General features: G+C 68.6%; 20 protein-coding genes. 11 read left to right on the forward strand and 9 right to left on the reverse strand.

Translation table 11 applies throughout. The features are described 5' to 3' along the window. The first annotated feature begins 81 nt into the window (after nucleotides 1–81). The 3 genes from IW252_RS08260 to IW252_RS08270 all read left to right on the forward strand — a co-directional run bounded on the left by IW252_RS08260 (nucleotide 82) and on the right by IW252_RS08270 (nucleotide 3,830). Entirely contained in the window at nucleotides 82–1,776 is a 1,695-nt protein-coding gene (locus IW252_RS08260) for an ABC transporter substrate-binding protein (RefSeq protein WP_196836116.1), read from the forward strand. A 93-nt stretch (nucleotides 1,777–1,869) separates the two neighbouring features. Continuing rightward, nucleotides 1,870–2,874 (forward strand): ABC transporter permease, encoded by a 1,005-nt coding sequence (locus IW252_RS08265; RefSeq protein WP_196836117.1) that lies wholly within the window; start codon nucleotides 1,870–1,872, stop codon nucleotides 2,872–2,874. Then, nucleotides 2,871–3,830 (forward strand): ABC transporter permease, encoded by a 960-nt coding sequence (locus IW252_RS08270; protein WP_196836118.1) that lies wholly within the window; start codon nucleotides 2,871–2,873, stop codon nucleotides 3,828–3,830. The genes IW252_RS08265 and IW252_RS08270 overlap by 4 nt, the downstream gene beginning before the upstream one ends. 22 nt (nucleotides 3,831–3,852) lie before the next feature. Here IW252_RS08270 and IW252_RS08275 read toward each other — a convergent pair whose 3' ends face one another. From IW252_RS08275 to IW252_RS08300, 6 genes are all read right to left on the reverse strand, one after another. Continuing rightward, a complete protein-coding gene (locus IW252_RS08275) occupies nucleotides 3,853–4,650 on the reverse strand; it encodes a DUF4097 family beta strand repeat-containing protein (RefSeq protein ID WP_196836119.1) in 798 nt (265 codons plus the stop codon). Between the two features lie 115 nt (nucleotides 4,651–4,765). After that, on the reverse strand, nucleotides 4,766–6,460 hold the full coding sequence (locus tag IW252_RS08280; RefSeq protein WP_196836120.1) for a dipeptide ABC transporter ATP-binding protein: 1,695 nt from the start codon (nucleotides 6,458–6,460) through the stop codon (nucleotides 4,766–4,768). A 132-nt stretch (nucleotides 6,461–6,592) separates the two neighbouring features. Continuing rightward, on the reverse strand, nucleotides 6,593–8,770 hold the full coding sequence (katG, locus tag IW252_RS08285; RefSeq protein WP_196836121.1) for a catalase/peroxidase HPI: 2,178 nt from the start codon (nucleotides 8,768–8,770) through the stop codon (nucleotides 6,593–6,595). A gap of 21 nt (nucleotides 8,771–8,791) precedes the next feature. Further along, complete coding sequence (locus tag IW252_RS08290) at nucleotides 8,792–9,226, reverse strand: Fur family transcriptional regulator (protein ID WP_196836122.1); 435 nt, start codon at nucleotides 9,224–9,226, stop codon at nucleotides 8,792–8,794. An 82-nt stretch (nucleotides 9,227–9,308) separates the two neighbouring features. Further along, nucleotides 9,309–9,836: an AAA family ATPase gene (locus tag IW252_RS08295; protein ID WP_196836123.1), complete on the reverse strand. Its 528-nt coding sequence runs from the start codon at nucleotides 9,834–9,836 to the stop codon at nucleotides 9,309–9,311. Between the two features lie 97 nt (nucleotides 9,837–9,933). Then, nucleotides 9,934–11,361, reverse strand: coding sequence for an amino acid permease (locus IW252_RS08300; RefSeq protein ID WP_231365959.1), 1,428 nt, complete (start codon nucleotides 11,359–11,361; stop codon nucleotides 9,934–9,936). A gap of 158 nt (nucleotides 11,362–11,519) precedes the next feature. Between IW252_RS08300 and IW252_RS08305 the strand changes: the two genes are divergently transcribed. From IW252_RS08305 to IW252_RS08315, 3 genes are read left to right on the forward strand one after another with little or no spacing between them, the layout of a single operon-like run. Then, nucleotides 11,520–11,837 (forward strand): thiamine-binding protein, encoded by a 318-nt coding sequence (locus tag IW252_RS08305; RefSeq protein ID WP_196836124.1) that lies wholly within the window; start codon nucleotides 11,520–11,522, stop codon nucleotides 11,835–11,837. A 17-nt stretch (nucleotides 11,838–11,854) separates the two neighbouring features. Continuing rightward, the gene (locus IW252_RS08310; RefSeq protein ID WP_331271492.1) at nucleotides 11,855–12,391 is read left to right on the forward strand and encodes a GNAT family N-acetyltransferase; all 537 of its coding nucleotides are present in this window, start codon (nucleotides 11,855–11,857) and stop codon (nucleotides 12,389–12,391) included. A 9-nt stretch (nucleotides 12,392–12,400) separates the two neighbouring features. Continuing rightward, nucleotides 12,401–13,228 carry a spermidine synthase gene (locus tag IW252_RS08315; protein WP_196836126.1) on the forward strand — a complete coding sequence of 276 codons (828 nt, stop codon included), beginning with the start codon at nucleotides 12,401–12,403 and terminating at the stop codon, nucleotides 13,226–13,228. A gap of 57 nt (nucleotides 13,229–13,285) precedes the next feature. Here the strand turns inward: IW252_RS08315 and IW252_RS08320 are convergent, their stop codons facing one another. Next, complete coding sequence (locus tag IW252_RS08320; RefSeq protein WP_196836127.1) at nucleotides 13,286–14,152, reverse strand: endonuclease domain-containing protein; 867 nt, start codon at nucleotides 14,150–14,152, stop codon at nucleotides 13,286–13,288. 243 nt (nucleotides 14,153–14,395) lie between these two features. Here IW252_RS08320 and IW252_RS08325 point away from each other — a divergent pair, with 243 nt between their 5' ends. Further along, complete coding sequence (locus IW252_RS08325) at nucleotides 14,396–14,965, forward strand: type 1 glutamine amidotransferase domain-containing protein (RefSeq protein ID WP_196836128.1); 570 nt, start codon at nucleotides 14,396–14,398, stop codon at nucleotides 14,963–14,965. A 133-nt stretch (nucleotides 14,966–15,098) separates the two neighbouring features. Here the strand turns inward: IW252_RS08325 and IW252_RS08330 are convergent, their stop codons facing one another. Further along, on the reverse strand, nucleotides 15,099–16,526 hold the full coding sequence (locus IW252_RS08330) for an NCS2 family permease (RefSeq protein WP_196836129.1): 1,428 nt from the start codon (nucleotides 16,524–16,526) through the stop codon (nucleotides 15,099–15,101). 99 nt (nucleotides 16,527–16,625) lie between these two features. Here IW252_RS08330 and IW252_RS08335 point away from each other — a divergent pair, with 99 nt between their 5' ends. The 4 genes from IW252_RS08335 (at nucleotide 16,626) to IW252_RS08350 (ending at nucleotide 20,752) form a co-directional block, all read left to right on the forward strand. Then, nucleotides 16,626–17,606, forward strand: coding sequence for a universal stress protein (locus IW252_RS08335; RefSeq protein WP_196836130.1), 981 nt, complete (start codon nucleotides 16,626–16,628; stop codon nucleotides 17,604–17,606). 148 nt (nucleotides 17,607–17,754) lie between these two features. After that, entirely contained in the window at nucleotides 17,755–18,891 is a 1,137-nt protein-coding gene (locus IW252_RS08340) for a type III polyketide synthase (RefSeq protein WP_196836131.1), read from the forward strand. Further along, a complete protein-coding gene (locus IW252_RS08345) occupies nucleotides 18,892–19,578 on the forward strand; it encodes a class I SAM-dependent methyltransferase (RefSeq protein ID WP_196836132.1) in 687 nt (228 codons plus the stop codon). It abuts the gene before it with no gap. After that, the gene (locus IW252_RS08350) at nucleotides 19,571–20,752 is read left to right on the forward strand and encodes an FAD-dependent oxidoreductase (protein WP_331271493.1); all 1,182 of its coding nucleotides are present in this window, start codon (nucleotides 19,571–19,573) and stop codon (nucleotides 20,750–20,752) included. Before IW252_RS08345 ends, IW252_RS08350 begins: the two co-directional genes overlap by 8 nt. A gap of 4 nt (nucleotides 20,753–20,756) precedes the next feature. Here IW252_RS08350 and IW252_RS08355 read toward each other — a convergent pair whose 3' ends face one another. Then, the gene (locus tag IW252_RS08355) at nucleotides 20,757–21,854 is read right to left on the reverse strand and encodes an NAD(P)/FAD-dependent oxidoreductase (RefSeq protein ID WP_196836133.1); all 1,098 of its coding nucleotides are present in this window, start codon (nucleotides 21,852–21,854) and stop codon (nucleotides 20,757–20,759) included. Nucleotides 21,855–21,885 lie beyond the last annotated feature (31 nt).

The following is a 21,885-nucleotide window of genomic DNA, read 5'->3' on the forward strand; positions in this document are numbered from 1 at the left end:
GTGAAATGACCCCCTGTCGGGGGACACCGCGGGGCGGAACCTGCTCTGCGGTGGATTGACTCGACCTAGAGGAGCAGAGCCATGACCACCAGTGGCCAGACATCGCGCGGTGGGCGCCTCAAGCGCCGCGGCGCAGCCCTGACCGCCACGCTCGCGATCGGCGCGCTCGCGCTGTCCGCGTGCGCCGAAAGCCAGCGTGAGGAGGGGGAAGCGGGTGGCAACGACGCCGCCGTCGACTCCACCTTTATTTTCGCCGCCTCGGCGGACCCGGCCTCGTTGGACCCGGCGTTCGCCTCGGACGGCGAATCGTTCCGCGTTTCCCGCCAGATTTTTGAGGGGCTTATCGGCGTCGAGGCCGGCAGCGCCGACCCAGAGCCGCTGCTCGCCGAATCGTGGGAGCAGTCCGACGACGGCCTGAGCTACACCTTCCAGCTCAAGGAAGGCGTGATGTTCCACGACGGCACGGAATTCAACGCAGAAGCCGTGTGTGCCAACTTTGACCGCTGGTACAACTGGGAGGGCGTCAATCAGGCCAAGTCCGTCAGCTACTACTACAACTCGCTGTTCAAGGGGTTCGCCGACAGCCCGGAGAACGCTGTTTACGAGTCTTGCAGCGCTGACGACGAGCTGACGGCCACGGTCAATCTCACGGAGCCGTTCGCCGGCTTCATCGCGGCCCTGTCCCTGCCGTCCTTTGCCATGCAGTCGCCCACCGCACTCGAGGAATTCGGGGCCGATGAGGTGTCCGGCACCGCCGAGGCCCCGGTGCTCTCCGAGTACGCGATGGGCAATCCCGTGGGCACCGGACCGTTCGAATTCGTCTCCTGGGATTCCGGGCAGCAGATTGAGTTGACGGCCTATCAGGATTACTGGGGCGAGCAGGGCCAGGTACAGGACATCATCTTCCGCGTGATCGATGACCCGACCACCCGCCGTCAGAGCCTCGAGGCCGGTGACATTGACGGCTACGACCTCGTGGCCCCGGCGGACACCGCCGCTCTGGAGGAGAAGGGGTTCAAGATCATGGCGCGTGACCCGTTCACTATCCTCTACCTCGGTTTCAACCAGGAGATTGAACAGCTCGCGGACCTGAACGTGCGCCAGGCGATCGCCCACGCGATCGACAAGGACGCCCTGATCAGCCAGACCCTCCCGGAAGGCACCAAGGCCGCCACCCAGTTCATCCCCGACTCCGTCAACGGCTACGCCGAGGACGTCGCCGAGTATGAGTACGATCCGGAGAAGGCTAAGGAATTGTTGGCCGAAGCCGGGTATGAGGACGGCTTTACGCTGGACTTCAACTACCCGACGGGCGTCTCCCGCCCCTACATGCCCACCCCGGAGCAGGTCTTCTCCAACATCTCCGCCCAGCTGGAGGAGGTCGGCATCACGATCAACCCGCAGCCGAATAAGTGGAGCCCTGACTACCTGGACCGCATTCAGGGCGGCCCGGACCACGGCATTCACCTGCTCGGCTGGACGGGCGACTACAACGACACGGACAACTTCGTCGGTGTCCACTTCGGCCAGCCTAAGGCGGACTTCGGGTTCGAGAACCAGGAGCTGTTCGACAAGCTGACCGAGGCCCGTGGCATCGCGGACGTCGAGGAGCAGACACCGCTGTATCAGGAGATCAACGCGGACATCATGGACTTCCTGCCGGTGGTCCCGCTGGCCCACCCGGCCCCGTCGCTCGGCTTCAGCCCGCGCGTGGAGTCCTACCCGACCAGCCCGGTGAACGACGAGGTCTTCAACCAGATCGTCCTGTCCGAGTAACACCCACCAACGCGCTCGGTGAGGGGCGACGGCGGCCGTGTGCCGGCGTCGCCCCCTCACCGGGACGTTGAGATGCGACCGGGAGACATCTCCGTGCTACGAACGATCGGCAAGCGGCTCGCGCTGCTGGTGCCTACCCTCTTTGGGCTCTCGCTCCTGCTCTTCTTGTGGGTGCGCAGCCTGCCCGGCGGTCCCGCGACCGCTTTGCTCGGCGATAAGGCGACGCCAGAGGCCGTCGAGCAGATCAACAAACTCTATGGCTTCGATAAGCCGCTGATTGAGCAGTACTTCACCTACATGGGCAAGCTGCTCACCGGCGATTTTGGCGTCAGCCTGCGCACCGCGCGCCCCGTGGTCGAGGAATTTGCCACACGCTTTCCGGCCACGTTGGAGCTCACCGCCGTGGCGCTGGTGTTCGCCGTCGGGCTGGGCATTCCCTTGGGCTACTGGGCGGCCCGGCACGTCGGCAAGTGGCAGGACCACCTCTCCGTGTTCCTGTCCCTCGGCGGCGTGGTGGTGCCCGTCTTCTTCCTGGCCTTCATTCTCAAGTGGATCTTTGCGATCCAGCTGGGCTGGTTCCCCACCGACGGCCGGCAGGATCCGCGCATCAACGCCACGCACTACACCGACTTTTACATCCTCGACGGGCTGATGACCCAAGAGTGGGATGCCGCGTGGGACGCGTTCATGCACTTGGTGCTGCCGGGCATCGCGCTCGGCACGATCCCGCTGGCGATCATCGTGCGCATCACCCGTGCCTCCGTGCTGGAGGTGGTCAACGCGGACTTTGTGCGCACCGCCCGCGCCAAGGGCATTAGCGGCCAGCTGATCCGCAAGCGGTACGTGCTGCGCAACGCCATGCTGCCGGTGACCACGACGATTGGCCTCCAGCTTGGCCTGCTGATCTCCGGCGCCGTGCTGACGGAGACCGTGTTTGCGTTCAACGGGATCGGCCGGTTCCTCCGTGACGCGATTTTCTACCTCGATTACCCCGTCCTGCAGGGCTTCATCATTTTCATCGCGGTGATCTACTCGCTGGTGAACCTGCTGGTGGACGTCTCCTATAACCTGATCGACCCGAGGGTGCGTGTGCAATGACCCAGAATCTCCCTGAAGGGCCAGCCGGCTCGGCCGTGCCAGCGGGAACGACGGCGACCGGCGGCCCGCAGCCTGCGAATGTCAAGGGCACCAGCGTGTGGGGTGAGGCGTTCATCCGCCTGCGCCGCAACCCGGCGGCGATCGCCGGCGCGGTGATCGTGTCCCTCTTCCTGCTGGTGGCGTTGTTCGCGCCGTTGCTGGCGCCCTACGGCGGTGAGGATCTGCCCGGCCGGACGGAAATTACGCCGACCTACATTCCCGGACCGGGGGAGGTGGAGGGCTACGTGCTGGGCCTCGACCGGTTCGGTGGCGACGTGCTCTCCAAGCTGATCTGGGGCGCCCAGTCCTCGCTCATGATCGGGATCGTCTCCACCGGGTTCGGCCTAGTCGGCGGCATGATTCTGGGCCTGCTAGCCGGCGGTATTGGCGGCTGGGTGGACAACGTCATCATGCGGTTCGTGGACATTCTGCTGTCCGTCCCGAACCTGCTGCTGGCGGTCTCCATCGCCGCGGTGCTGGGGCAGGGCGAGTACGCCATCATGATCGCCATCGGTGTCTCCGCGATCCCGATTTTCGCCCGCCTGCTGCGCTCCTCGATTCTGGCGCAGAAGGGCTCCGACTACGTGCTGGCCGCCCAGACCCTGGGGCTGAGTACACGCACGGTGACCATGAGCCACTTGCTGCCGAACTCGATCGGCCCGGTGATCGTACAGGCCACGCTGACGCTCGCTACCGCCGTGATCGACGCGGCGGCCCTGTCCTTCCTAGGGCTTGGTGGCGGGGTGCCGTACGCGGCCGAGTGGGGCCGTATGCTCACCTATGCTCAGGCGGAGCTAAGCATCGCGCCGCAGCTGGCGTTCCTGCCGGGCCTCTGCATCGCCATCACCGCGCTGGGCTTCACGCTGCTCGGCGAGTCTCTGCGCGAGGCCCTCGACCCGAAGTCCCGCGCCAGGTAGCTGACGGTCACACCCCCTGGCGTCAGGGCGACGTGATGGTGACGGCTCCGTTGTTGGTGTTGACGCGGACAAAACGCGGGCTGGAGGCATCGGTGGGCACGTTGACGCGCTGGCTCCCGTTCCCAGTGTGGACCTGGACGTCATAGGGGCCGCCCGGCAGCTGCAGGTCCACGGCTCCGTTGCGCGTCTCCACCTCGGCGTTGCGTGGCTCTGCGTTCAGCTGGGCGTCCACCGAACCGTTATTGGTGCGCACGAACAGCACCTCCGCGGACGTGTCGCGAACCTGAACGTCGCCGTTGCGGCTGATCGTCTTGACCTCTGATTCCGCGCCCCGCACGTCGATGGCGCCGTTGTTCGTCTTGACGAAGACGTCGCCAGCGACCTCCTCTACCTCGACGCGGCCGTTGCGCGTGGTGACGTCCACGGAGCGATCCAGCTGGGCCACCTGAATGGTCCCGTTGCGCCCGCTCACGTCCAGCTCCACGCCGAGGGGCACCACCACCTGGTAGGCCGTGCGGCAGGAGGAGAACAGGCCAGTGCACTGGCGTTCCAAATTCAGGCGGTCGCCGGAGAGGGACCAGTCCGCCGAGTCGGACCCGATCACCACGGTGCCGGTCAGCTCTCGGCGCACCTGCACCTCGTCCACATCCCGGGCGGTGACCTGCAATGAGCTGTTGTGCGAGTCGATGGCGAGCCGATCGCCGTCGAACGTAAAACTGCGGGTCTCCGAGCCGTCGCCGATGACGGGGGCGGGCGCGGTGCAACCTGTGGTGACGGCGAGGAGGGCGACGGCGGCGAGGGCGGCGAGTGGGCGTTTCATAGTCACCAGCGTAGGCGCCGCGGCCGGCGGAGAACCCCCGAATGCGGGGATCTCCGGGATGAATCAGGGTCACCCCTGACCCTGAACGGTCAGGGGCAGGGGCAGGGGCCACCACTCAGGCGGCGTCCCCGTCCAGATCGATCCCCAGCTCGTTGCCCGGGATGGAGGCCAGCAGCTTGCGCGTGTAGGGGTGGCGCGGGTTGGTGAAGATCTCCTCGCTGGAGGCCGCCTCCACCAGTTCGCCGTCCTTCATGACACACACGAAGTCGCTGATGAGGCGGACCACCGCGAGGTCGTGGGAGATGAACAGGTAGCTCAACCCCATCTCCTGCTGCAGATCGCCCAAGAGCTTCAGGATCTGATCCTGCACCAGCACGTCCAGCGCGGAGACCGGCTCGTCGCACACCAGCAGCTCCGGCTTGAGGGCCAGCGCCCGAGCAATCGCCACGCGCTGTCGCTGGCCGCCGGAGAGTTCGGAGGGGTACCGGCGCAGCATCGCTTGCGGCAGGGCCACCTGATCCATGAGTTCGCGCACCCGCGCGGAGCGCTCGGCCGCCGTGCCGCGCTTGTAGGCCTTGAGGGGCTCCTCGATGATCTTTCCGACCGTGAACATCGGGTTCAGGGAGGAGTAGGGGTCCTGGAACACCGGCTGCACGCGCTGCCGGAAGTCCCGCAGGGCAGCCCGGTCCAGGGTCGCGATGTCCTGACCGTCGAACGTCATGGACCCGCTGGTGGGCTCGATGACCTTGAGCAGCATGCGCGCCGTCGTCGTCTTGCCGGAACCGGACTCGCCCACGACGGCGACCGTGGACCCACGTGGGATCTGCAGGCTGACCTCCTTGGCCGCGTAAAAGTCCTCGCGCGAGCCGCGCTTCTTGTACACCTTGGTCAGATCCGTCAGCTCCACGATGTTGTCCGTCGCCTGCTCGTCCGCGACGACGTCGGCCGCGGCCTCCGCGCGTTCGGCGCGATCCCCGGCGTAGGCCCCCGGCAGGAGCCGGGCCGCGGCGACCGACGGCGCCGCGCGCACCAACTGCTGCGTGTATTCGTGCTGCGGGTCCTCCAAGAGCTGCTGGGCATTCCCGGTTTCGACGACGCGACCGCGGTGCATCACCACGAGGTCCGAGGCGCGCTCGGCGGCGAGGCCCAGATCATGCGTAATGAGGAGCACGGCCGTGCCGGCATCCTCAGTCATCTGCTGGATCTGATCGAGGATGACCTGCTGGACCGTCACGTCGAGGGCGGAGGTGGGCTCGTCCGCGATGAGGAGGCGGGGCTGGCACGCGAGGCCGATCGCGATCAGCGCGCGCTGGCGGAGGCCGCCGGAGAGCTCGTGCGGATACATCTTGGCTCGCTGCTTGGCCTCCGGGATCCCTGCGGCCTCGAGCGTGGCGACCACCTTGGCGTCCACGTCCTTCTTGGTGGCCATGCCATGGGCCAGGAGCGCTTCGGCGACCTGAACGCCGATCTTGGAGACCGGGTTGAGGTTGGACATGGGATCCTGCGGGACCATGCCGATGTGGCCGCCGCGGATCGTCTGCATCTGCGCCTCCGGCAGGCCCACCAGCTCGCGTCCGTCCAGCTGCACGCTCCCGCTCAGGTGCGCATTCTGGGGTAGGAGCCCGATCACCGCCATCGCCGTCGTGCTCTTCCCGGACCCGGACTCGCCCACAATGGCGAGCGTGCGCCCGGGTTGCAGCGAGAAGCTGGCGCTATGGACCGCCGGCACCGTGCCGTGCATGGTCTTGAAATTGACGGCGAGATCATTCAGTTGCAGCAACGGTGCTGCGTCAGGGCGCGAATCGGTCATGCGTCCATCCTGCCTCAAAAGCCGTGCTGATGTGTTCTACATCACGTGCGCGTGGCGGGTTAAACGACGGAATCCCGCCGCCCCAGCGGGGCGACGGGATTCCCGGGCGGGCGTCAGTCGACGCTGCCGGCCTTACTGCTCCAGATCGAAGCGGTCCAGCTCCATGACCTTGACCCAGGCAGCCACGAAGTCCGCAACGAACTTCTCGGCGGCGTCGTCCGAGGCGTAGACCTCGGCCACGGCGCGCAGCTCCGAGTTGGCGCCGAAGACCAGGTCCACGCGGGAGCCGGTGAGGCCCGTGTTGGACGTGTACGTCTTCTCCTCGGCGTCGGCCGTCCACTCGATGCCGAGCTCCAGCAGGTTGACGAAGAAGTCGTTCGTCAGCGTGCCCGGCTTGTCGGTGAAGACGCCCAGGTTGGAGCCGTCCCAGTTGTTGCCGATCACGCGAAGGCCGCCGATGAGGGCGGTCATCTCCGGTGCGGACAGCTTCAGCTGGTTGGCGCGGTCGATCAGCAGGTACTCGCTCGGCAGGTTCAGGAAGCCCGAGTCATGGTTGCGGAAGCCATCGGCCACCGGCTCCAGCCAGGCGAACTGCTCCAAGTCGGTCTGCTCCTGCGTGGCGTCCACACGGCCCGGGGTGAACGGGACGGTCAGGGACGTGCCGGCCGCCTGCGCGGCCAGTTCCACGCCGACGCCGCCGGCGAGGACCACGACGTCGGCGAAGGACACCTTCACGGCCGACTCGGCGTTGAACGCCTCGGTGATCTGCTCCAGGGTGGCGATGACCGGCTTGAGGGCCTCCGGATTGTTGGCCTTCCAGTTCACCTGCGGCTCCAGGCGGATGCGGCCGCCATTGGCGCCGCCGCGCTTGTCCGAGCCGCGGAAGGTCGAGGCGGCCTTCCAGGCGGTGGAGACCAGCTGCTCCACGGTCAAGCCGGAATCGGCGATCTTCTGCTTCAGGGTGGCGATCTCGGCCTCGCCGATGACCTGCTCCGGGGCGGCCGGCAGCGGATCCTGCCAGATGAGGTCCTCGGACGGGACTTCCTGACCCAGGTACAAGGACTTGGGGCCCATGTCGCGGTGGGTCAGCTTGAACCAGGCGCGAGCGAAGGCATCCGCGAACGCCTCCTGATCCTCCTTGAAGCGGCGGGAGACCTTCTCATACTCCGGATCGAAGCGCAGGGCCAGGTCCGAGGTGAGCATGCGCGGCTCGCGCTTGCCGTCCGAGTGGGCCATCGGCACCAGGCCGTCGCCGCCGCCCTGCTTCGGGCGCCACTGCTTAGCGCCGGCCGGGGACTCGAAGAGCTCCCAATCGTAGGCGAAGAGGATGTGGAAGAACTCGTTGTCCCAGCGGGTCGGGTGGTAGGTCCAGGTGACCTCAAGGCCGGACGTGACGGTGTCATCGCCCTTGCCCGTGCCGTGCCCGTTCTTCCAGCCGATGCCCTGGTTCTCCAGCGGTGCGGCCTCGGGATCTGGGCCCATCTTGTCATCCGGGTGGGCGCCGTGGGTCTTGCCGAAGGTGTGGCCGCCGGCGATGAGGGCCACGGTCTCCTCGTCGTTCATGCCCATGCGGCGGAAGGTCTCGCGGATGTCGCGGCCGGACGCGATCGGGTCCGGGTTGCCGTTGGGGCCCTCCGGGTTGACGTAGATCAGGCCCATCTGGACGGCGGCCAGCGGCGCCTCCAGATCGCGGTCGCCCGTGTAGCGCTCGTCGTCGAGCCACACCTTCTCCGGGCCCCAGTAGATGTCCTCGTCCGACTCCCAGACGTCCACGCGGCCGCCACCGAAGCCGAAGGTCTTCAGGCCCATGGTCTCCAGCGCCACGTTGCCGGCGAGGATGAAGAGATCGCCCCAGGAGATGGACTGGCCGTACTTCTTCTTGACCGGCCACAGCAGGCGGCGGGCCTTATCGAGGGAGACGTTATCTGGCCACGAGTTCAGGGGGGCGAAGCGCTGCTGGCCGCGGCCACCGCCACCGCGGCCATCGTGGCTGCGGTAGGTGCCGGCGGAGTGCCAGGCCATGCGGATCATGAACGGGCCGTAGTGCCCGAAGTCCGCTGGCCACCAGTCCTTGGAATCCGTCATGACCTGAGCCAGGTCCGCCTTGACCGCATCCAGATCAAGGTTCTTGAAGGCCTCGGCGTAGTCGAAGTCCTCGCCCAGCGGGTTGGTCACCGGCTGGTCCTTGGCCAGGATCTTGAGGTTCAGCTTGTTCGGCCACCAAACGTTGTTGGTGGAGCCAGCGGTCGGCTGCGACACGGCGCCGTGCATGACCGGGCACTGGCCGGCCGGCGTTGCGTTTTCAGACATGACAATCCTTCCGGAATTGCTTTATGGGGCAGTGGTTGTGGCGGAGCATGCGGGACACAGGCCCCAGTAGATGACCTCGGCCTCGTCAATGGCGAAGCCGTGATCGTCGGGAGCGTGCAGGCACGGGGCCTTGCCGCGGGTGCAGTCCACGTCAACGACGACGCCGCACTCCCGGCAGACCAAATGGTGGTGATTGTCCCCCACCCGGGCCTCGTACCGGGCCAAGGAGCCCGCCGGTTGGATGCTGCGCAGCACCCCGGCGTGCGTCAGGGCCCGCAGGGCGTCGTACACGGCCTGCCGGGAAACCTCCGGCCGGATCGCGTGCACGGCGCCGAGTACGGTGTCCGTGTTCGCATGCGGGTGTGCCTCGACGGCCTGCAGGACGGCTACCCGGGGACGGGTAACGCGCAGGCCAGCATCACGCAGCTGGTGCTCGTGATCAGTCTCGGTCCGCATGCCTCACAATCTACCCGTTTTCTGGACACAGTCAAGATTAGCTACCGAGTTGTTGCCGAGCGTTCACCCCGGCGTCGCTGAGCTAACGGACCGCCGCGAGGAGGGATTCGGCCTGTTCGGCGAGGTCCTCCGGGGCCGTATGGCGGGAGTCCAGGGTGTGCCGTGGCTCCTTCCACAGGGCCAGCTGGAAGCGCCGTCGATTCAACGACATCCACGTGGGAGCGCCGATGATGGGGTCCTCGATCCGCTTGCGTTGCTGAAGGCGCATGCGGTGCACCGTCGGGTCTGAGCACACCACTTCGAACCAGATCAGCTCCGCCGACGTGCGCTCGGCCAGGCGGGTCCACTGGCTGCGGGCCTCGGCCGAGTCGTTCACCGCGTCAATCACCACGTCCAAGCCGTGACGCAGCTGCGGCTCAGCGGCCGCCTCCACCGCGGCGTACGCGGCGTGCCCCGTCGGTTGCCGTTTTTGGTCCACCCCCGCCGAGATGATGGCCGCCTCGAACGGGTCGACGCCCAGCACGACGGCGCCGAGGCGCGCGGCGAGGGCCTGCGCCGTCGTACTTTTTCCCGTTCCGGGCAACCCCGCAAAAGCGATCAGTCGAGGCACGGCAATCCTCCGTCAGCTACGGGCCCAGCGGTCAGTGCGCGCACCAGCGCGCTGGGACCGATTCTGCCACGCCCCGGCGGGGAATCGTCTGACGCGGCTAGTGCGACTCTGGGGCCTGCCGCACCGGCAGCTCCAGCCGGGTGCGGCCCGCGGCGCCGACGAAGTACCGGTACCCGAGCAGCAGCAGGGTCAGCCAGACCGCGCCGACGATGAGGGCCATGCGGCCGGAATCGGAGAAGGCCAAGATGATGACCACGCCAGCCATGAACGCTAGGCCCGCGTAGTTCAGCACGGGCCACAGGGGGGACTTGAAGCCGGCCGAGGGCAGCCCGTCCCGCACCATTTCCCGGCGCATGTTCAGGTGAGCCAGCAGGATGGAGGACCACGTGAAGACCGTGGCAAACGTCGCGATTGAGGCCACCAGCACAAAGAGCTGATCCGGGATCCACAGGTACACGAACAACCCGATGACCAGACAGACGGCCACCACGGCCATGGGCCAGACGGGGACGCCCGTCTTGGAGACGCGGGTGAAGGACTTGGGGGCGTGCCCCTGATCCGCCAGGCCATACATCATGCGGGAGGCGGCGTAGGTGATGGAGTTCATCGCCGAGAGGGCGGCCGTGAGCACCACTGCGTTGATGACGTGGGCTGCTCCGGGCAGGCCCAGCACGGCAAAGACCTGGACGAAGGGGGATTCGCCGGTGCCGAGCTCGGTCCACGGGATCAGCATGAGCATCACGGCGATCGTCAGGATGTAGAACAACAGGATGCGTACGGGAACCGTGTTGACGGCCTTCGGGATGGCCCGCTCCGGCTGGTCGGCTTCCCCGGCCGTCATACCCAAGGTCTCCACGCCGCCGAAGGAGAACACGACGATCCCGAGGCTCATCACGATGCCCCAGACGCCGAACGGGGCGAACCCGGAATGGTCGAAGAGGTTGTGTGGCCCCGGGGTGAACCCGCCGAGGCTGACGCCGCCAATGATGAGTGCCAGCCCGCCCACGATCATGGCCACGATGGTGGTGATCTTGATGAGCGTGAACCAGAACTCCAGCTCGCCGAAGACCTTCACCTGCATCAGGTTCAGGCCGCAGATCAGCAGCAGGGCGGCAACCATCCACACCCACCCGGGAGTGTCCGGGTACCACATCCCCATATACGCGGCGGCGGCGGTCATATCCGCGATGGCGACGATGACCATCTCAAACGCAAACGTCCACCCGGTGAGGAAACCAGCCCGGGGGGAAATGTAGCGGTTGGAGTACTGCGCGAAGGATCCGGCCACGGGGTGGCGCACCGCCATCTCACCCAGCGCCCGCATCACCGCATAGACCACGGCGCCGGCGATCAGGTAGGCAATCAGGACGGCGGGGCCGGCGGCCTGAATGGTCTCCGAGGAGCCGTAGAAGAGCCCGGTGCCAATGGCGGAACCAAAGGCGATGAAGCGGATGTGCCGCAGCGAAAGCTTGCGGTCGAGTCCGCCGGACGATGGCGGTGCGGTGGGGGCGGTGGTGGAGGTCAAGGTGGTCCTCAGCAGTTGGTGGCGCGCGGGTAGTGCGCCGGGAACATCGGGTTGCTCGGATAGAGCGCCAACTAGTGTTGCACGCCACGGTGAGATTGCGCACGTTGAGCCCCTCCGCCGGTCTGGCCCCGGGGCGCCGCAAGTGGCACAGTGGGAGCATGATCGTAGCCTTCTCTGTCGCCCCCGCCGCGGCTCAGGTCGCAGACGGATCGGTGCACGACGCCGTGGCCGCCGCCGTCGCCGTCGTCCGTGCCTCCGGCCTGCCCAACCGCACGTCCTCCATGTTCACGGAGATCGAGGGGGAGTGGGACGAGGTGATGGACGTGGTCAAGCGCGCCACCGAGGCCGTGACCGCCGTCAGCGACCGCGTCTCACTGGTCCTCAAGGCGGACATCCGCGCGGGCCGCACCGGCGAGCTCGACGGCAAGGTCGAGCGGCTTGAGCAAGCGCTCGCCGAGCGGGAACGCGGCGCCTGAGGATGCAAGCGTCGTACGTGATCCGCCAGGCCGGTCCCGAGGACATCCGGGCCACGCTGCAGATGAAGCTGGACGCCTGGCGGGAGACCTATTCCGATCAGCGCCCCGAATCCTTCTTTGCCGCCGAGGCCGCGCGCCGCGAGGAGCTCGTGGCGTGGTGGACCAACGGCCTGGAGGCCGGGGCGGAGTTCTGGATTGCCGTCGATCCCGAGGGCGAGGTTGTCGGATGTGCCGGCGGCGCGCCGGTCACGGACGATGACGCGGACACCGGCGCCCGCCTGGAACTGCAGATGCTGTACGTGCGCGCGTTCGCGTATGGGACCGGGTTGGGCGAGCGGCTCATGGCCACGGTCCTCGGGGACGACTCCGCCGTTGCGTGGGTGCTGGAAGGCAACGGCCGGGCCACCCGCTTCTATGAGAAACACGGGTTCGTCGCCGATGGGCGCGTCGAGGCCCTCGGGGACGAGGGTGGCGGCCTGGACTGGACCGGGCTCAACGAAATCCGGATGGTGCGCCGGCCGATTACCGGGACCGTCGCGTCCCCCGCCGCGTAGGAGCGGCCGGTGGGCGGACGGCGTCGGACCCGACACCGCGAGACGACGGGGCCGGCGGGTGGCCCGGCCGAGGGTGAGTACCCGATCTCGACGGGCACGGCGCGCCTTGAGCGGGACCCGTACAGCGACACGGGATGGATTCTGCACGTCAACGGCGTGCCCTCCTCCCACGTCGACACGGCCGACCCGGCGCGCTTGGACTTTGAATACATGCGCTGGATGGCGGCGCTGATTCGGGCGCGGTGGGCGTCCGATGAGCGCCTGCGCGTCCTCCACCTCGGCGGTGGCGCGTGCTCCATGGCCCGCTGGGTGCACGCGGAGTATGACGCACGGCAGGTGGTGGTGGAGTTGGACGGGAAGCTCGCCGACTACGTCCGCGAGTGGTTCGATCTGCCGCGCGCACCGCTGCTGCGCATTCGGCAGGGCGAGGCCCTTGACGTCCTCTCCTCCCTGACGGACGGCACGCGCGAGCTGATCATCCGGGACGTTTTTGCCGGGGACGCGACCCCGGCGGCCCTGACCACCCGGGAGGCGGCCGAGCAGGCGCTGCGGGTGCTCGCGCCCGGCGGCGTCTATCTGGTCAATTGCGGCGACGGGCCGGATCTGGCCCATTTCCGGCGCGAGGCCGGCGTGCTGGGCTCCGTCTTTCGGCACGTGGTGGCCGTCGCGGACCCGGCCATGTTCCGCGGGCGGCGGCGCGGGAACGTGGTCATCGCGTGCTCGCAGGAGCCGGTGGTCGCGGACGCCGCGCAGGGGCCGTTGCGGCGCGAGCTGCTTGGCGGCGGGGTGCCCGCGACGTACTGGGATGCGCAGACGGTGCGGGAGTTCGCCGGCTAGCGTCTCGGTGTACCGGCCAGCCCAAGATCAGCGGCGCCCGTTCGAGGCCGTTGCGGATCATGCCTTGTCAGCGAGGTGCGCACTCGCGTCCGGAGGGTTCGGGGCCGCGAAAGTGGGCTGGTTGGTACGCAAGACCGTCTGCAGCGTCTGGAACACGGTGTCCGCGCGCCAGAGCACGTCGCTGGCGGTGAACCGGAGGGTGTGGAAGCCGCGCCTCGCCGCGTTCTGCCCGCGGAGCGCGTCGTTCTGCCACGCCTGCTGGTTTCCGTGCCAAGCCCAGCCATCGACCTCCACGATGAGCCAGCCCTCGACGAGAAAATCGACGCGTCCGACGTCGCGGAGCATGACCTGCTCCTCGAACGCGATGGCCCGGTGCATCAGCCCTGCCCGGACCACCACCTCCACGGGCGAATCCGCGATACCCCGGACGAGGCGGAGCACCTCCCGCGCTTGCCCGCCGCGGGACTCGAGGCGAGCGGACAGGCCCGCCAGCGAGGCTTGACCGGAGGCCACGGCACTCTCCAACACCACAGCCGCCTCGAGGACGGGCAGGCAGGTGGCCGCGTGAAAACACAGGTCCGCAATGCTGGTGCTCAGCAGACCATCGGCAGCCCCACGGTGCCGAATGATGCGAAACGTCGAGGCCGGAAGGCGGCGGCCGTGCGTGGTGGCCACGTGGAGCGCGCTGGGCCGCCGGAGTAACCACAGCCCATGATGCGCGGCGGCGGAGGCGCACGTCAGTGACCCGCCGAGGCGCAGGGCCTCCAACGCTGGAGCGGGCAAATCCGGCGCAGCGATGATCCCGCGCCGCGGCGTAGGGTACGCGCGGAAGGCGGCATCGATGGCGCGGCGAGGCATCGACGCCGCCACGAGGTGGGCACGTTTCAGCGCCCCGTGCTCACGGAGGAGGCGTTCAAGGTCCATGGACAGATGCTGGCCGAGGGACGCTCCGGCGCGCGGGCCCGCCCGTCGCCGTGTGGACAAGTTCGCCCACGAGCCATGGTGTGGACGACGAGGGCCGCTCCCACGCGATCCCCAGCCTTTTCCCGGCAAGTTCTGCGCTGCTGGCCCCTTGAGCGGCGCGGAACGGCCGTGCTAGCAATGCAGTGAGGCGTTGTCGCGATTCTCGCCAGGAGGCGCCTCACCTCGTCGAAAGGAAGCAACACCATGGCATCCGCATCGAATCTCACCGGACGCAAGGTCCTGATCATCACCACCAATTACGGCACGGAATCGGACGAGCTCACCAGCCCCGCCGAGGCCCTCCGCGCGGCCGGTGCCGACGTGACCATCGCGGCCCCGGAGGCCACCTCCGTGCAGACGCTCACCGCGGACAAGGATCCCGGGCCCGAGGTGCCCGCCGACGCCACGCTCGACGACGTGGACCCGGACGCCTTCGACGCGCTGGTCATCCCCGGCGGCACGCTTAATGCGGATCAGCTCCGGGTCAACGACCGCGCGCAGGGCCTCGCAGCCTCGATCGCGAAGGCGGGCAAGCCGGTCGCCGCGATCTGCCACGGTCCGTGGCTCCTCATCGAGGCCGGCCTCGCCTCCGGCAAGCGCCTGACCTCCTACCCCTCCCTCGCCACGGATCTGAAGAACGACGGCGCCACGTGGGTGGACGAGCAGGTGGTGGTGGACTCGTCGGGCGGCTTTGCGCTGATTACCTCCCGCAACCCGGGCGACCTCGACGCGTTCAACGCCGCGATCATCGAGCAGACCGCCGGCGCCGCGTAGGCGAAGCGCAGGCCCCTTAACACGAGCTCCCGCGGTGGGTGGGCTGAAAATTCAGCCCACCCACCGCGGGAGCAGTTGTGTGTCGCCGGGCCGGGAGCCGGTCTGCTGGGGTCCCGTCCGCGGCACGGAGTAGCTAGCTAAAGGCGTGCTCGATCACGCCGACGCCGAAGAACAGGACGAACGCCGCGGAGACCACCCACATGAGGGGGTGGACGTCCTTGGCCCGGCCCTGGACCGTGCGCAGGAAGACGTAGGAGATGAAGCCGGCGCCGATGCCGTCCGCGATGGAGTAGGTGAACGGCATGAGGGTGAACGTCAGGAAGGCCGGCAGGGCCACGCCCCAGTCGGACCAATCGATCTTGGTCACCTGGGTGATCATCATGAAGCCGACGACGACGAGCGCCGGGGCGACGGCCTCGAACGGCACCAGGTAGATGAGCGGGGTCAGGAACATCGCCAAGATGAACAGGACGCCGGTCACGATCGAGGCGAGGCCGGTGCGCGCGCCCTCTCCGATGCCCGTGCCGGATTCGACGTAGATCTGGTTGGACGACACGGAGGCGCCGCCGCCCGCGATGGCGCCCGCCGCGTCGACCAGCAGTACGCGGTCAACGTTCGGGATGTTGCCGTCCTTGTCCACGCTGCCGGCCTCGTTGGCGAGGCCCACCATGGTGCCCATGGCGTCGAAGAAGATGGACAGCAGAATGACGAACGCGAGGAGGCCGGCGGCGGTGACGCCGAGGCTGGAGAAGGCGCCGAAGAGGGACACCTCGCCGATGAGGGAGAGGTCCGGGGTGCTCCATTCCGGCATGGACGGCACTACGAGGGACCAGCCCTGAGGATTGTCGACGCTGGAGCCGATGTTGAAGGCGGCCTCGAGAATATTGGCGAAGATCGCGGAGACGACGATGCCGATCAGCACGGCGCCGCGCACCTTGCGCACCACGAGGGCCGCGGTCAGCAGCAGGCCCACGATGAACACAAGGAGGGGCCAGCCCACCAGCTCGCCGTCGACGCCGAGGCGCAGCGGAACGGTGGTCCCCGCCTCATCCGGCATGCGGCGGACGAACCCGGCGTTGACGAGGCCGATCAGCGCAATGAACATGCCGATGCCCACGACGATCGCGGTCTTCAGCGACGGGGGAACCGCCTTGAAGACGGCGGTCCGGAATCCCGTGAGCACCAGAATCAGCATGGTGATGCCGGCGATGACCACGAGGCCCATGACCTCAGGCCACGTCAGGGACGGGTTGGTGGCGACGGTGATGGCAAGGAACGCGTTGACGCCGAGGCCCGTGGCCATGGCGAACGGATGCTTGGCCCAAGCACCCATGAGAATGGTCATCACGCCAGCGACGAGCGCCGTCGCGGCGGCGACGCGGGCCGGCCCGAGCTCGGCCCCCGTGGCGTCCGCCCCGGACAGGATGAGGGGGTTGAGCACCACGATGTAGCTCATCGCGAAGAAGGTGGCGACGCCGCCACGAATTTCTCGCGAAATCGACGAGCCGCGCTCAGAGATCAAAAAATAGCGGTCCAGCAGACCAGTTCCCGATTTTGGCATAAAAACATGATATGGCGAGCCTTTTTGCGTTCTAGACCACATCTGGGGAAAGGTGAACAATATAACTATGGCGCAAGGCCACCCGTGAAGGAGTGAGAGATGACCGAGAACTTCGATCGCACGAACGCCGATGAGGCGGGCGCGGGACAAAAAGCTGACGGGATCCTCGTGGGAATCGACGGCTCCGAGGCCGGTAAATGCGCTTTGAGCTGGGCTGCCGACGAGGCGCGACGCCGCAATTGCCCGCTCAATATCGTGACCGCTTACACCATTCCCGTCTTCGCCGCCTCCAGCATGGATGCCGGCTACGCCACGCTTGACGACGACGTCATTCGTGAGGGCGCCGAAGAAGTGCTGCGTGAGGCAATTCACGCCGCAGACCTCTCGGGGCTCGACGTCCGCCAGCGCATCGAATCCGGTGACCCGTCGGGCGTGCTGCTGGATCTGAGCGAGGACGCGGACCTCGTCGTGGTGGGCACCCGGGGCCGCGGCGGATTCGTGGGCCGCATGCTCGGATCAGTCAGCTCGGCCCTGCCGGCCCACGCGAAGTGCCCCACCGTGGTGGTGCCGCAGTGCGTGGCGGAGGTTCCGGCGGATGCTCCGCAGCGGCGCGACGTCGTCGTGGTGGGTGTGGACGGTTCCGACCGGGCCCGGCACGCCGTGTTGGTGGCGGCCGAGCGCGCGCAGCAGCGCGGCGTGCCGCTGCGCGTGGTGTGCGGGATCCCTCCGGTCAGCGGCGCGCTGGCCTGGATGCCCGCGACGGTGGATCAGGAGGCGCTCGTGGCGGACATCGAGGTCCAGCTGGGCAACGGCAAGCGGTGGCTGCAGAGCCATTTCCCGGAGCTGACCATCGAGACGGAGGCCGTGAGTGGCCCGCCCATCGAGATGCTGCTGGAGGAGTCCGAGCGGTCCCGGCTCACCGTGGTGGGCACCCGCGGCCGCGGCGGGTTCGCGGGCATGCTGCTCGGGTCCACGAGCCAGGGCGTGCTGCATCATGCGCGCGGCCCGGTGATGGTGGTGCCGGACCGAGAGGATCCGCGGCTCGCTTCCCGCGCCGACTTCGACACCCCGGCCGCATAGCGCGGCTGGGGTGGCCCGTGCGGTGGGCCTGACCTGCGGGCCGGCCCACCGCACCGGCGCCTGAGCAGCGGCTGGGAGTTTGGGGTGGTGGCCGCTGATCTGGGACGCAGCTGTTGTCTTCGGTGTCACGCGCACCACACAATGAACTATGACAGCGCTGATGAGGTCCCTTGAAACAGCAGTTCCACCCACCGTGATGGTTCAGACCGAAGTCCGCGATGTGTTCAAGTCCCAGCCGGGGCTGACGCGGCTGGGGCAGCGGCTGGTGTCCGCGGCCTTCGATTCCTCCGGGATTGATACCCGCTACACCGCGGTGGAGGAACTGACCGTGGACGACCGGCGGGAGAATCCCGTCTTCTTTGACGGGTCCACGCAGCAGATCCTGAACCCGGGAACGAAGGCCCGCAACGAGGTCTACGCGGAGGCCGGCACCGACCTCTTCGTCACCGCCGCGCGGCAAGCGCTCGACGCCGCCGAGGGCGTCGGCCCCGAGGACATCACCCACGTCGTCACGGTCTCCTGCACCGGTTTTTTCAATCCGGGCCCCGACTACAAGATCGTCCGCGCGCTCGGATTGCGCCCCTCCGCCCAGCGTTACCACCTCGGCTTCATGGGGTGCTACGCCGCCTTCCCGGCCCTGCGCTCGGCCGCCGCCTACTGCGCGGCGGACCCGAACGCCGTCGTCCTCGTGGTCAGCGCCGAGCTGTGCTCGCTGCACGTGCGCTCCTCCAACGACCCGGACACGATTGTGGGCACCTCCCTGTTCGCCGACGGCGCCGCGGCCGCCGTGATCTCCGCGCGGGAGGACCTGCCGGCGCCCGCCGGCTCCTACCTCACTCTGGATTACTTCGAAACGACCCTCACGCCCGTGGGCGAGGACTCGATGGCGTGGAACATTGGCGACGAGGGATTCGAGATGGTCCTCGGCAACTACGTCCCGCACATCATCGACGATCACATTGTGGGCGCGCTCGAGCCGCTGCTGGCCCGCGATGAGTCCCTCCGCGGCGTCGACTACCCGGAGATTGAGCACTGGGGCATCCACCCCGGCGGGCGCAGCATCCTGGATAAGGTCCAGGCCCGGCTGGGCCTCAGCGACGGGCAGCTGGAGCCGGCGCGGCAGACGCTGCGGGCCTACGGGAACATGAGTAGCGCCACCGTGATGTTTGTCCTGAAGAACATCCTCTCCGCACCCAGCGAGCCGGGCGCGGAGCGGGTGTGCTCCATGGCGTTCGGGCCCGGCCTCACGGTCGAAACCGCGCTCCTGACCAAGGTCACCGCTTGAATGGGCTTTCTGACCCGCCGCGACGAGCAGGCCACGGAGCAGATGGACCGGCCGGATTGCGACCCGGTGCTGCTGAACAACACCTACCGGCAGTTCCGCCTCATCAACGCCGTGGTGGCCGGGTGGCGGCGCACGTGGGCACGGCAGATTCGGCCCGTGCTCTCCACGTCCCGAACCACCCGGCTGCTCGACGTCGGCTCCGGGGCGGGGGACATCCCGCGCGCGTTCCTGCGGTGGGCCGCCCGGGACGGTGTGGCGCTGGAGGTCACGGCCATCGATCCCGACGAGCGCGCCCACGCGTACCTCGCGGCGCTGCCGCCGGCGCCCGGGTTCACGGTCCGCCGCGCGCACACGGCGGACCTGGTGGCCGAGGGGGCGGAGTACGACGTCGTCACGTCCAATCACGTACTCCACCACCTCAGTGCCACTGACTTGGCCTCGCTCCTGACGGATTCGGAGGCGCTCGCCGGGCGGCTGGCCGTCCACAGTGACATCGCGCGCACCCGGCTCGGCTACCCGGCGTTCTCCGTGGCGACGCTTCCGTTTCCGCGGTCCTTCATTCGCGAGGACGGGCTGACGTCGATCCGCCGCAGCTACCGCCCCGAGGAACTACGCGCCGTCGTCCCCGCAGGCTGGCGCGTCGAGGCGCAGCGCCCCTTTCGGACCCTGCTGATCCACCGTGGCTGAGCCCCGCCCGGCCGAACCGCGCCTGCCCGCACGCGTGGACGTGGCGGTGGTCGGCGCCGGCCCCGTGGGCCTTTATACGGCGATCCTGCTGGCCGAGGCTGGCGTCCGCGTCGTCGTCCTGGAGCAGCGCAGGGAACCTGGCACGCAGTCGCGGGCCATCGGCATCCACCCGCCCGCGCTGGCGGCGCTGGATCGTGCCGGCGTCGCCGGCGACCTGGTGCGTCGCGGCGTGGCGATCCGCCACGGCGAGGCTCGCCGTCGCGGCCGGCTGATCGCGCCCTTGGCGTTTGAGGCCGTGCCTGGGGCGTTCCCTTTTGTCCTGGCGCTCCCGCAGCGGGAGACCGAACGCGTCCTGGCGGACCGTCTCGCCGCCGCCGGCGTGGTCCCGCTGCGCGGCGTTCAGGTGCACCAGCTGTGGCAGGAGCCGGGCGGGGTGCACGTGCGTTCGGCCCGCGGCGAGGTGGAGGCGAGGTTCGTGATCGGCGCGGATGGCGCCCGCAGCACCGTCCGGGCGGCGGCGGGGATTGGAGCCCGCGTCCGCGAATATCCGGACACGTACGTCATGGGCGATTTCCCGGACCACGACCTCTCCGGGGCCGAGCGGCGGGCGGTGCTGTATCTGGAGCGCCAGGGCGTCGTCGAGTCCTTCCCCTTACCCGGCGGCGTCCGCCGCTGGGTGGTGCGCACGCCGCGGCTCGAGGGTGAACCCACGGCGGTGGCGCTCGCGAGGATGGTCGAACACCGCACCGGGGTCGGCATCGACCCGGCGGGAAACACCATGCTCAGCTCCTTCGCCGTGCGCCGCCGCATCGCGGACCGCTTGGTGTCCGGTCGGATCGCGCTGGTGGGGGACGCGGCCCACGAGGTCAGCCCCATCGGCGGGCAGGGCATGAACCTGGGATGGCTGGATGCGGCGCGGCTGGCCCCGCTGGTCTCCGCCGTGGTGGGCGAGGGGCTGGGGCACGACGCCACCCGTCGCCTCGAGCGGTACGGCGCCGAGCGCCGTCGTGCGGCCCAGCGCGCCGCGCGGCAGGCGCACGTGAACATGATGTTGGGCCGGCCGCTTCCGGCTCCCGCGGCCGCGGTCCGCGACGCGGCGCTGACCCGCCTCGCCGCTCACGGCCGGTGGCACGACGCCGTTGCGCGCGTGTTCACGATGAGCGAGCTGGCCTAGCGGTTCACGGCGAATCCGCCGCGCCGAGGCGGGACTCGGGCCGCAACAGCTCAGGTACGACGCCGGTCAACGCGGCCTCCGCCAGCGCCTCGCCCAGCGCGGGAGCCTGTTTGAAGAGATTGTGCCCGGCGATGGCGGTCACGGCGCCGTCGGACCATGCCCCCACGCCGTCGTCGCCCCACGGCACCGTCGTGACCCAGCAGTGCACGTGCCCCCTCGGCGTGGGGTCGAGGCCGGGCAGGGCGCGCCGGACGTAGGCGGCCGTGCGTTCGGTCAGCGCGTTCAGCTCCGCCGGATCGTCGAGTCCGCGGGGACCCGCCGGCCGCGTCGTGTCGCTGAGCCCGATTGAGTAGCGGCGGTTGTCCTGGCTGGGGGCACCGTAGACTCCGGACTCGCCGAAGGCGTCGCTGCCGTCCTGGAACGTGGGGAGCGGGTCTTTGCCCGGGTGGCGGACGGCGAAGGCGAGCCTGACGTGGGCGCTCAGCTGCACCGGGAGGTCGAGTCCGGCGCCGTGCGCTAGCTCGGCCGTGCCCCGTCCGGCGCACAGCACCACGTGATCGAACGTTTCGGCGCCGGTTCCCGTGCGCACCTCCGCGGCGCCGGTGGCAGTGCTACGGACGGAGAGGACGTGGTCGTGAACCACGTCGGCCCGGAGCGCGCCGGTCAGGGCGTCGATGGCGGCGAGCGTGTGGATGGTTCCGCCGTGCAGGTCGACCATGGCGGGGCCCGAGTAGTCGGCCACGAGCGGGAACCGCTCCTGCAGGGCCTCGCGGTTCAGCGGCGCCGTGGGCACGTGGTCCAGCTGGTCGAGGAGCTTCAGCTTTTCCGGCACCCCGGGGCCGATCGCGATGGCGCCGCCGGGGGAGATGAGTGGTTGGCCGAACACCTCGGACCACGTGCGCCACAGCTGCCGGCTGTGGCTGACGAACCGGGCCAGCCGGGCGTCGTCGTGCGCGTGCCGGAAGATGCGGGACTCGCCCGCGGATTGCCCGCCGCCGGGCGCCCCCGATTCAAAAATGCGGACCTCGGCGCCGTGCTGGCGCAGCGCCCAGGCCGTTGCCAGCCCCACGATTCCTGCTCCGACTACTGCTATGCGCGTCATGCAGGCCAGCCTAGGGAGCTGCCGCGCGGGC

This window comes from Zhihengliuella flava (genome assembly GCF_015751895.1).
GTDB classification, from domain to species: domain Bacteria; phylum Actinomycetota; class Actinomycetes; order Actinomycetales; family Micrococcaceae; genus Zhihengliuella; species Zhihengliuella flava.

Excerpts from the sequence above, each read along its gene's own strand:
- IW252_RS08260 (WP_196836116.1), top strand. The coding sequence starts at position 82 with ATGACCACCAGTGGCCAGACATCGCGCGGTGGGCGCCTCAAGCGCCGC.
- IW252_RS08270 (WP_196836118.1), top strand. The coding sequence starts at position 2,871 with ATGACCCAGAATCTCCCTGAAGGGCCAGCCGGCTCGGCCGTGCCAGCG.
- IW252_RS08275 (WP_196836119.1), bottom strand. The coding sequence starts at position 4,650 with ATGAAACGCCCACTCGCCGCCCTCGCCGCCGTCGCCCTCCTCGCCGTC.
- IW252_RS08280 (WP_196836120.1), bottom strand. The coding sequence starts at position 6,460 with ATGACCGATTCGCGCCCTGACGCAGCACCGTTGCTGCAACTGAATGAT.
- katG (WP_196836121.1), bottom strand. The coding sequence starts at position 8,770 with ATGTCTGAAAACGCAACGCCGGCCGGCCAGTGCCCGGTCATGCACGGC.
- IW252_RS08290 (WP_196836122.1), bottom strand. The coding sequence starts at position 9,226 with ATGCGGACCGAGACTGATCACGAGCACCAGCTGCGTGATGCTGGCCTG.
- IW252_RS08305 (WP_196836124.1), top strand. The coding sequence starts at position 11,520 with ATGATCGTAGCCTTCTCTGTCGCCCCCGCCGCGGCTCAGGTCGCAGAC.
- IW252_RS08320 (WP_196836127.1), bottom strand. The coding sequence starts at position 14,152 with ATGGACCTTGAACGCCTCCTCCGTGAGCACGGGGCGCTGAAACGTGCC.
- IW252_RS08325 (WP_196836128.1), top strand. The coding sequence starts at position 14,396 with ATGGCATCCGCATCGAATCTCACCGGACGCAAGGTCCTGATCATCACC.
- IW252_RS08330 (WP_196836129.1), bottom strand. The coding sequence starts at position 16,526 with ATGCCAAAATCGGGAACTGGTCTGCTGGACCGCTATTTTTTGATCTCT.
- IW252_RS08335 (WP_196836130.1), top strand. The coding sequence starts at position 16,626 with ATGACCGAGAACTTCGATCGCACGAACGCCGATGAGGCGGGCGCGGGA.
- IW252_RS08340 (WP_196836131.1), top strand. The coding sequence starts at position 17,755 with ATGACAGCGCTGATGAGGTCCCTTGAAACAGCAGTTCCACCCACCGTG.
- IW252_RS08345 (WP_196836132.1), top strand. The coding sequence starts at position 18,892 with ATGGGCTTTCTGACCCGCCGCGACGAGCAGGCCACGGAGCAGATGGAC.
- IW252_RS08355 (WP_196836133.1), bottom strand. The coding sequence starts at position 21,854 with ATGACGCGCATAGCAGTAGTCGGAGCAGGAATCGTGGGGCTGGCAACG.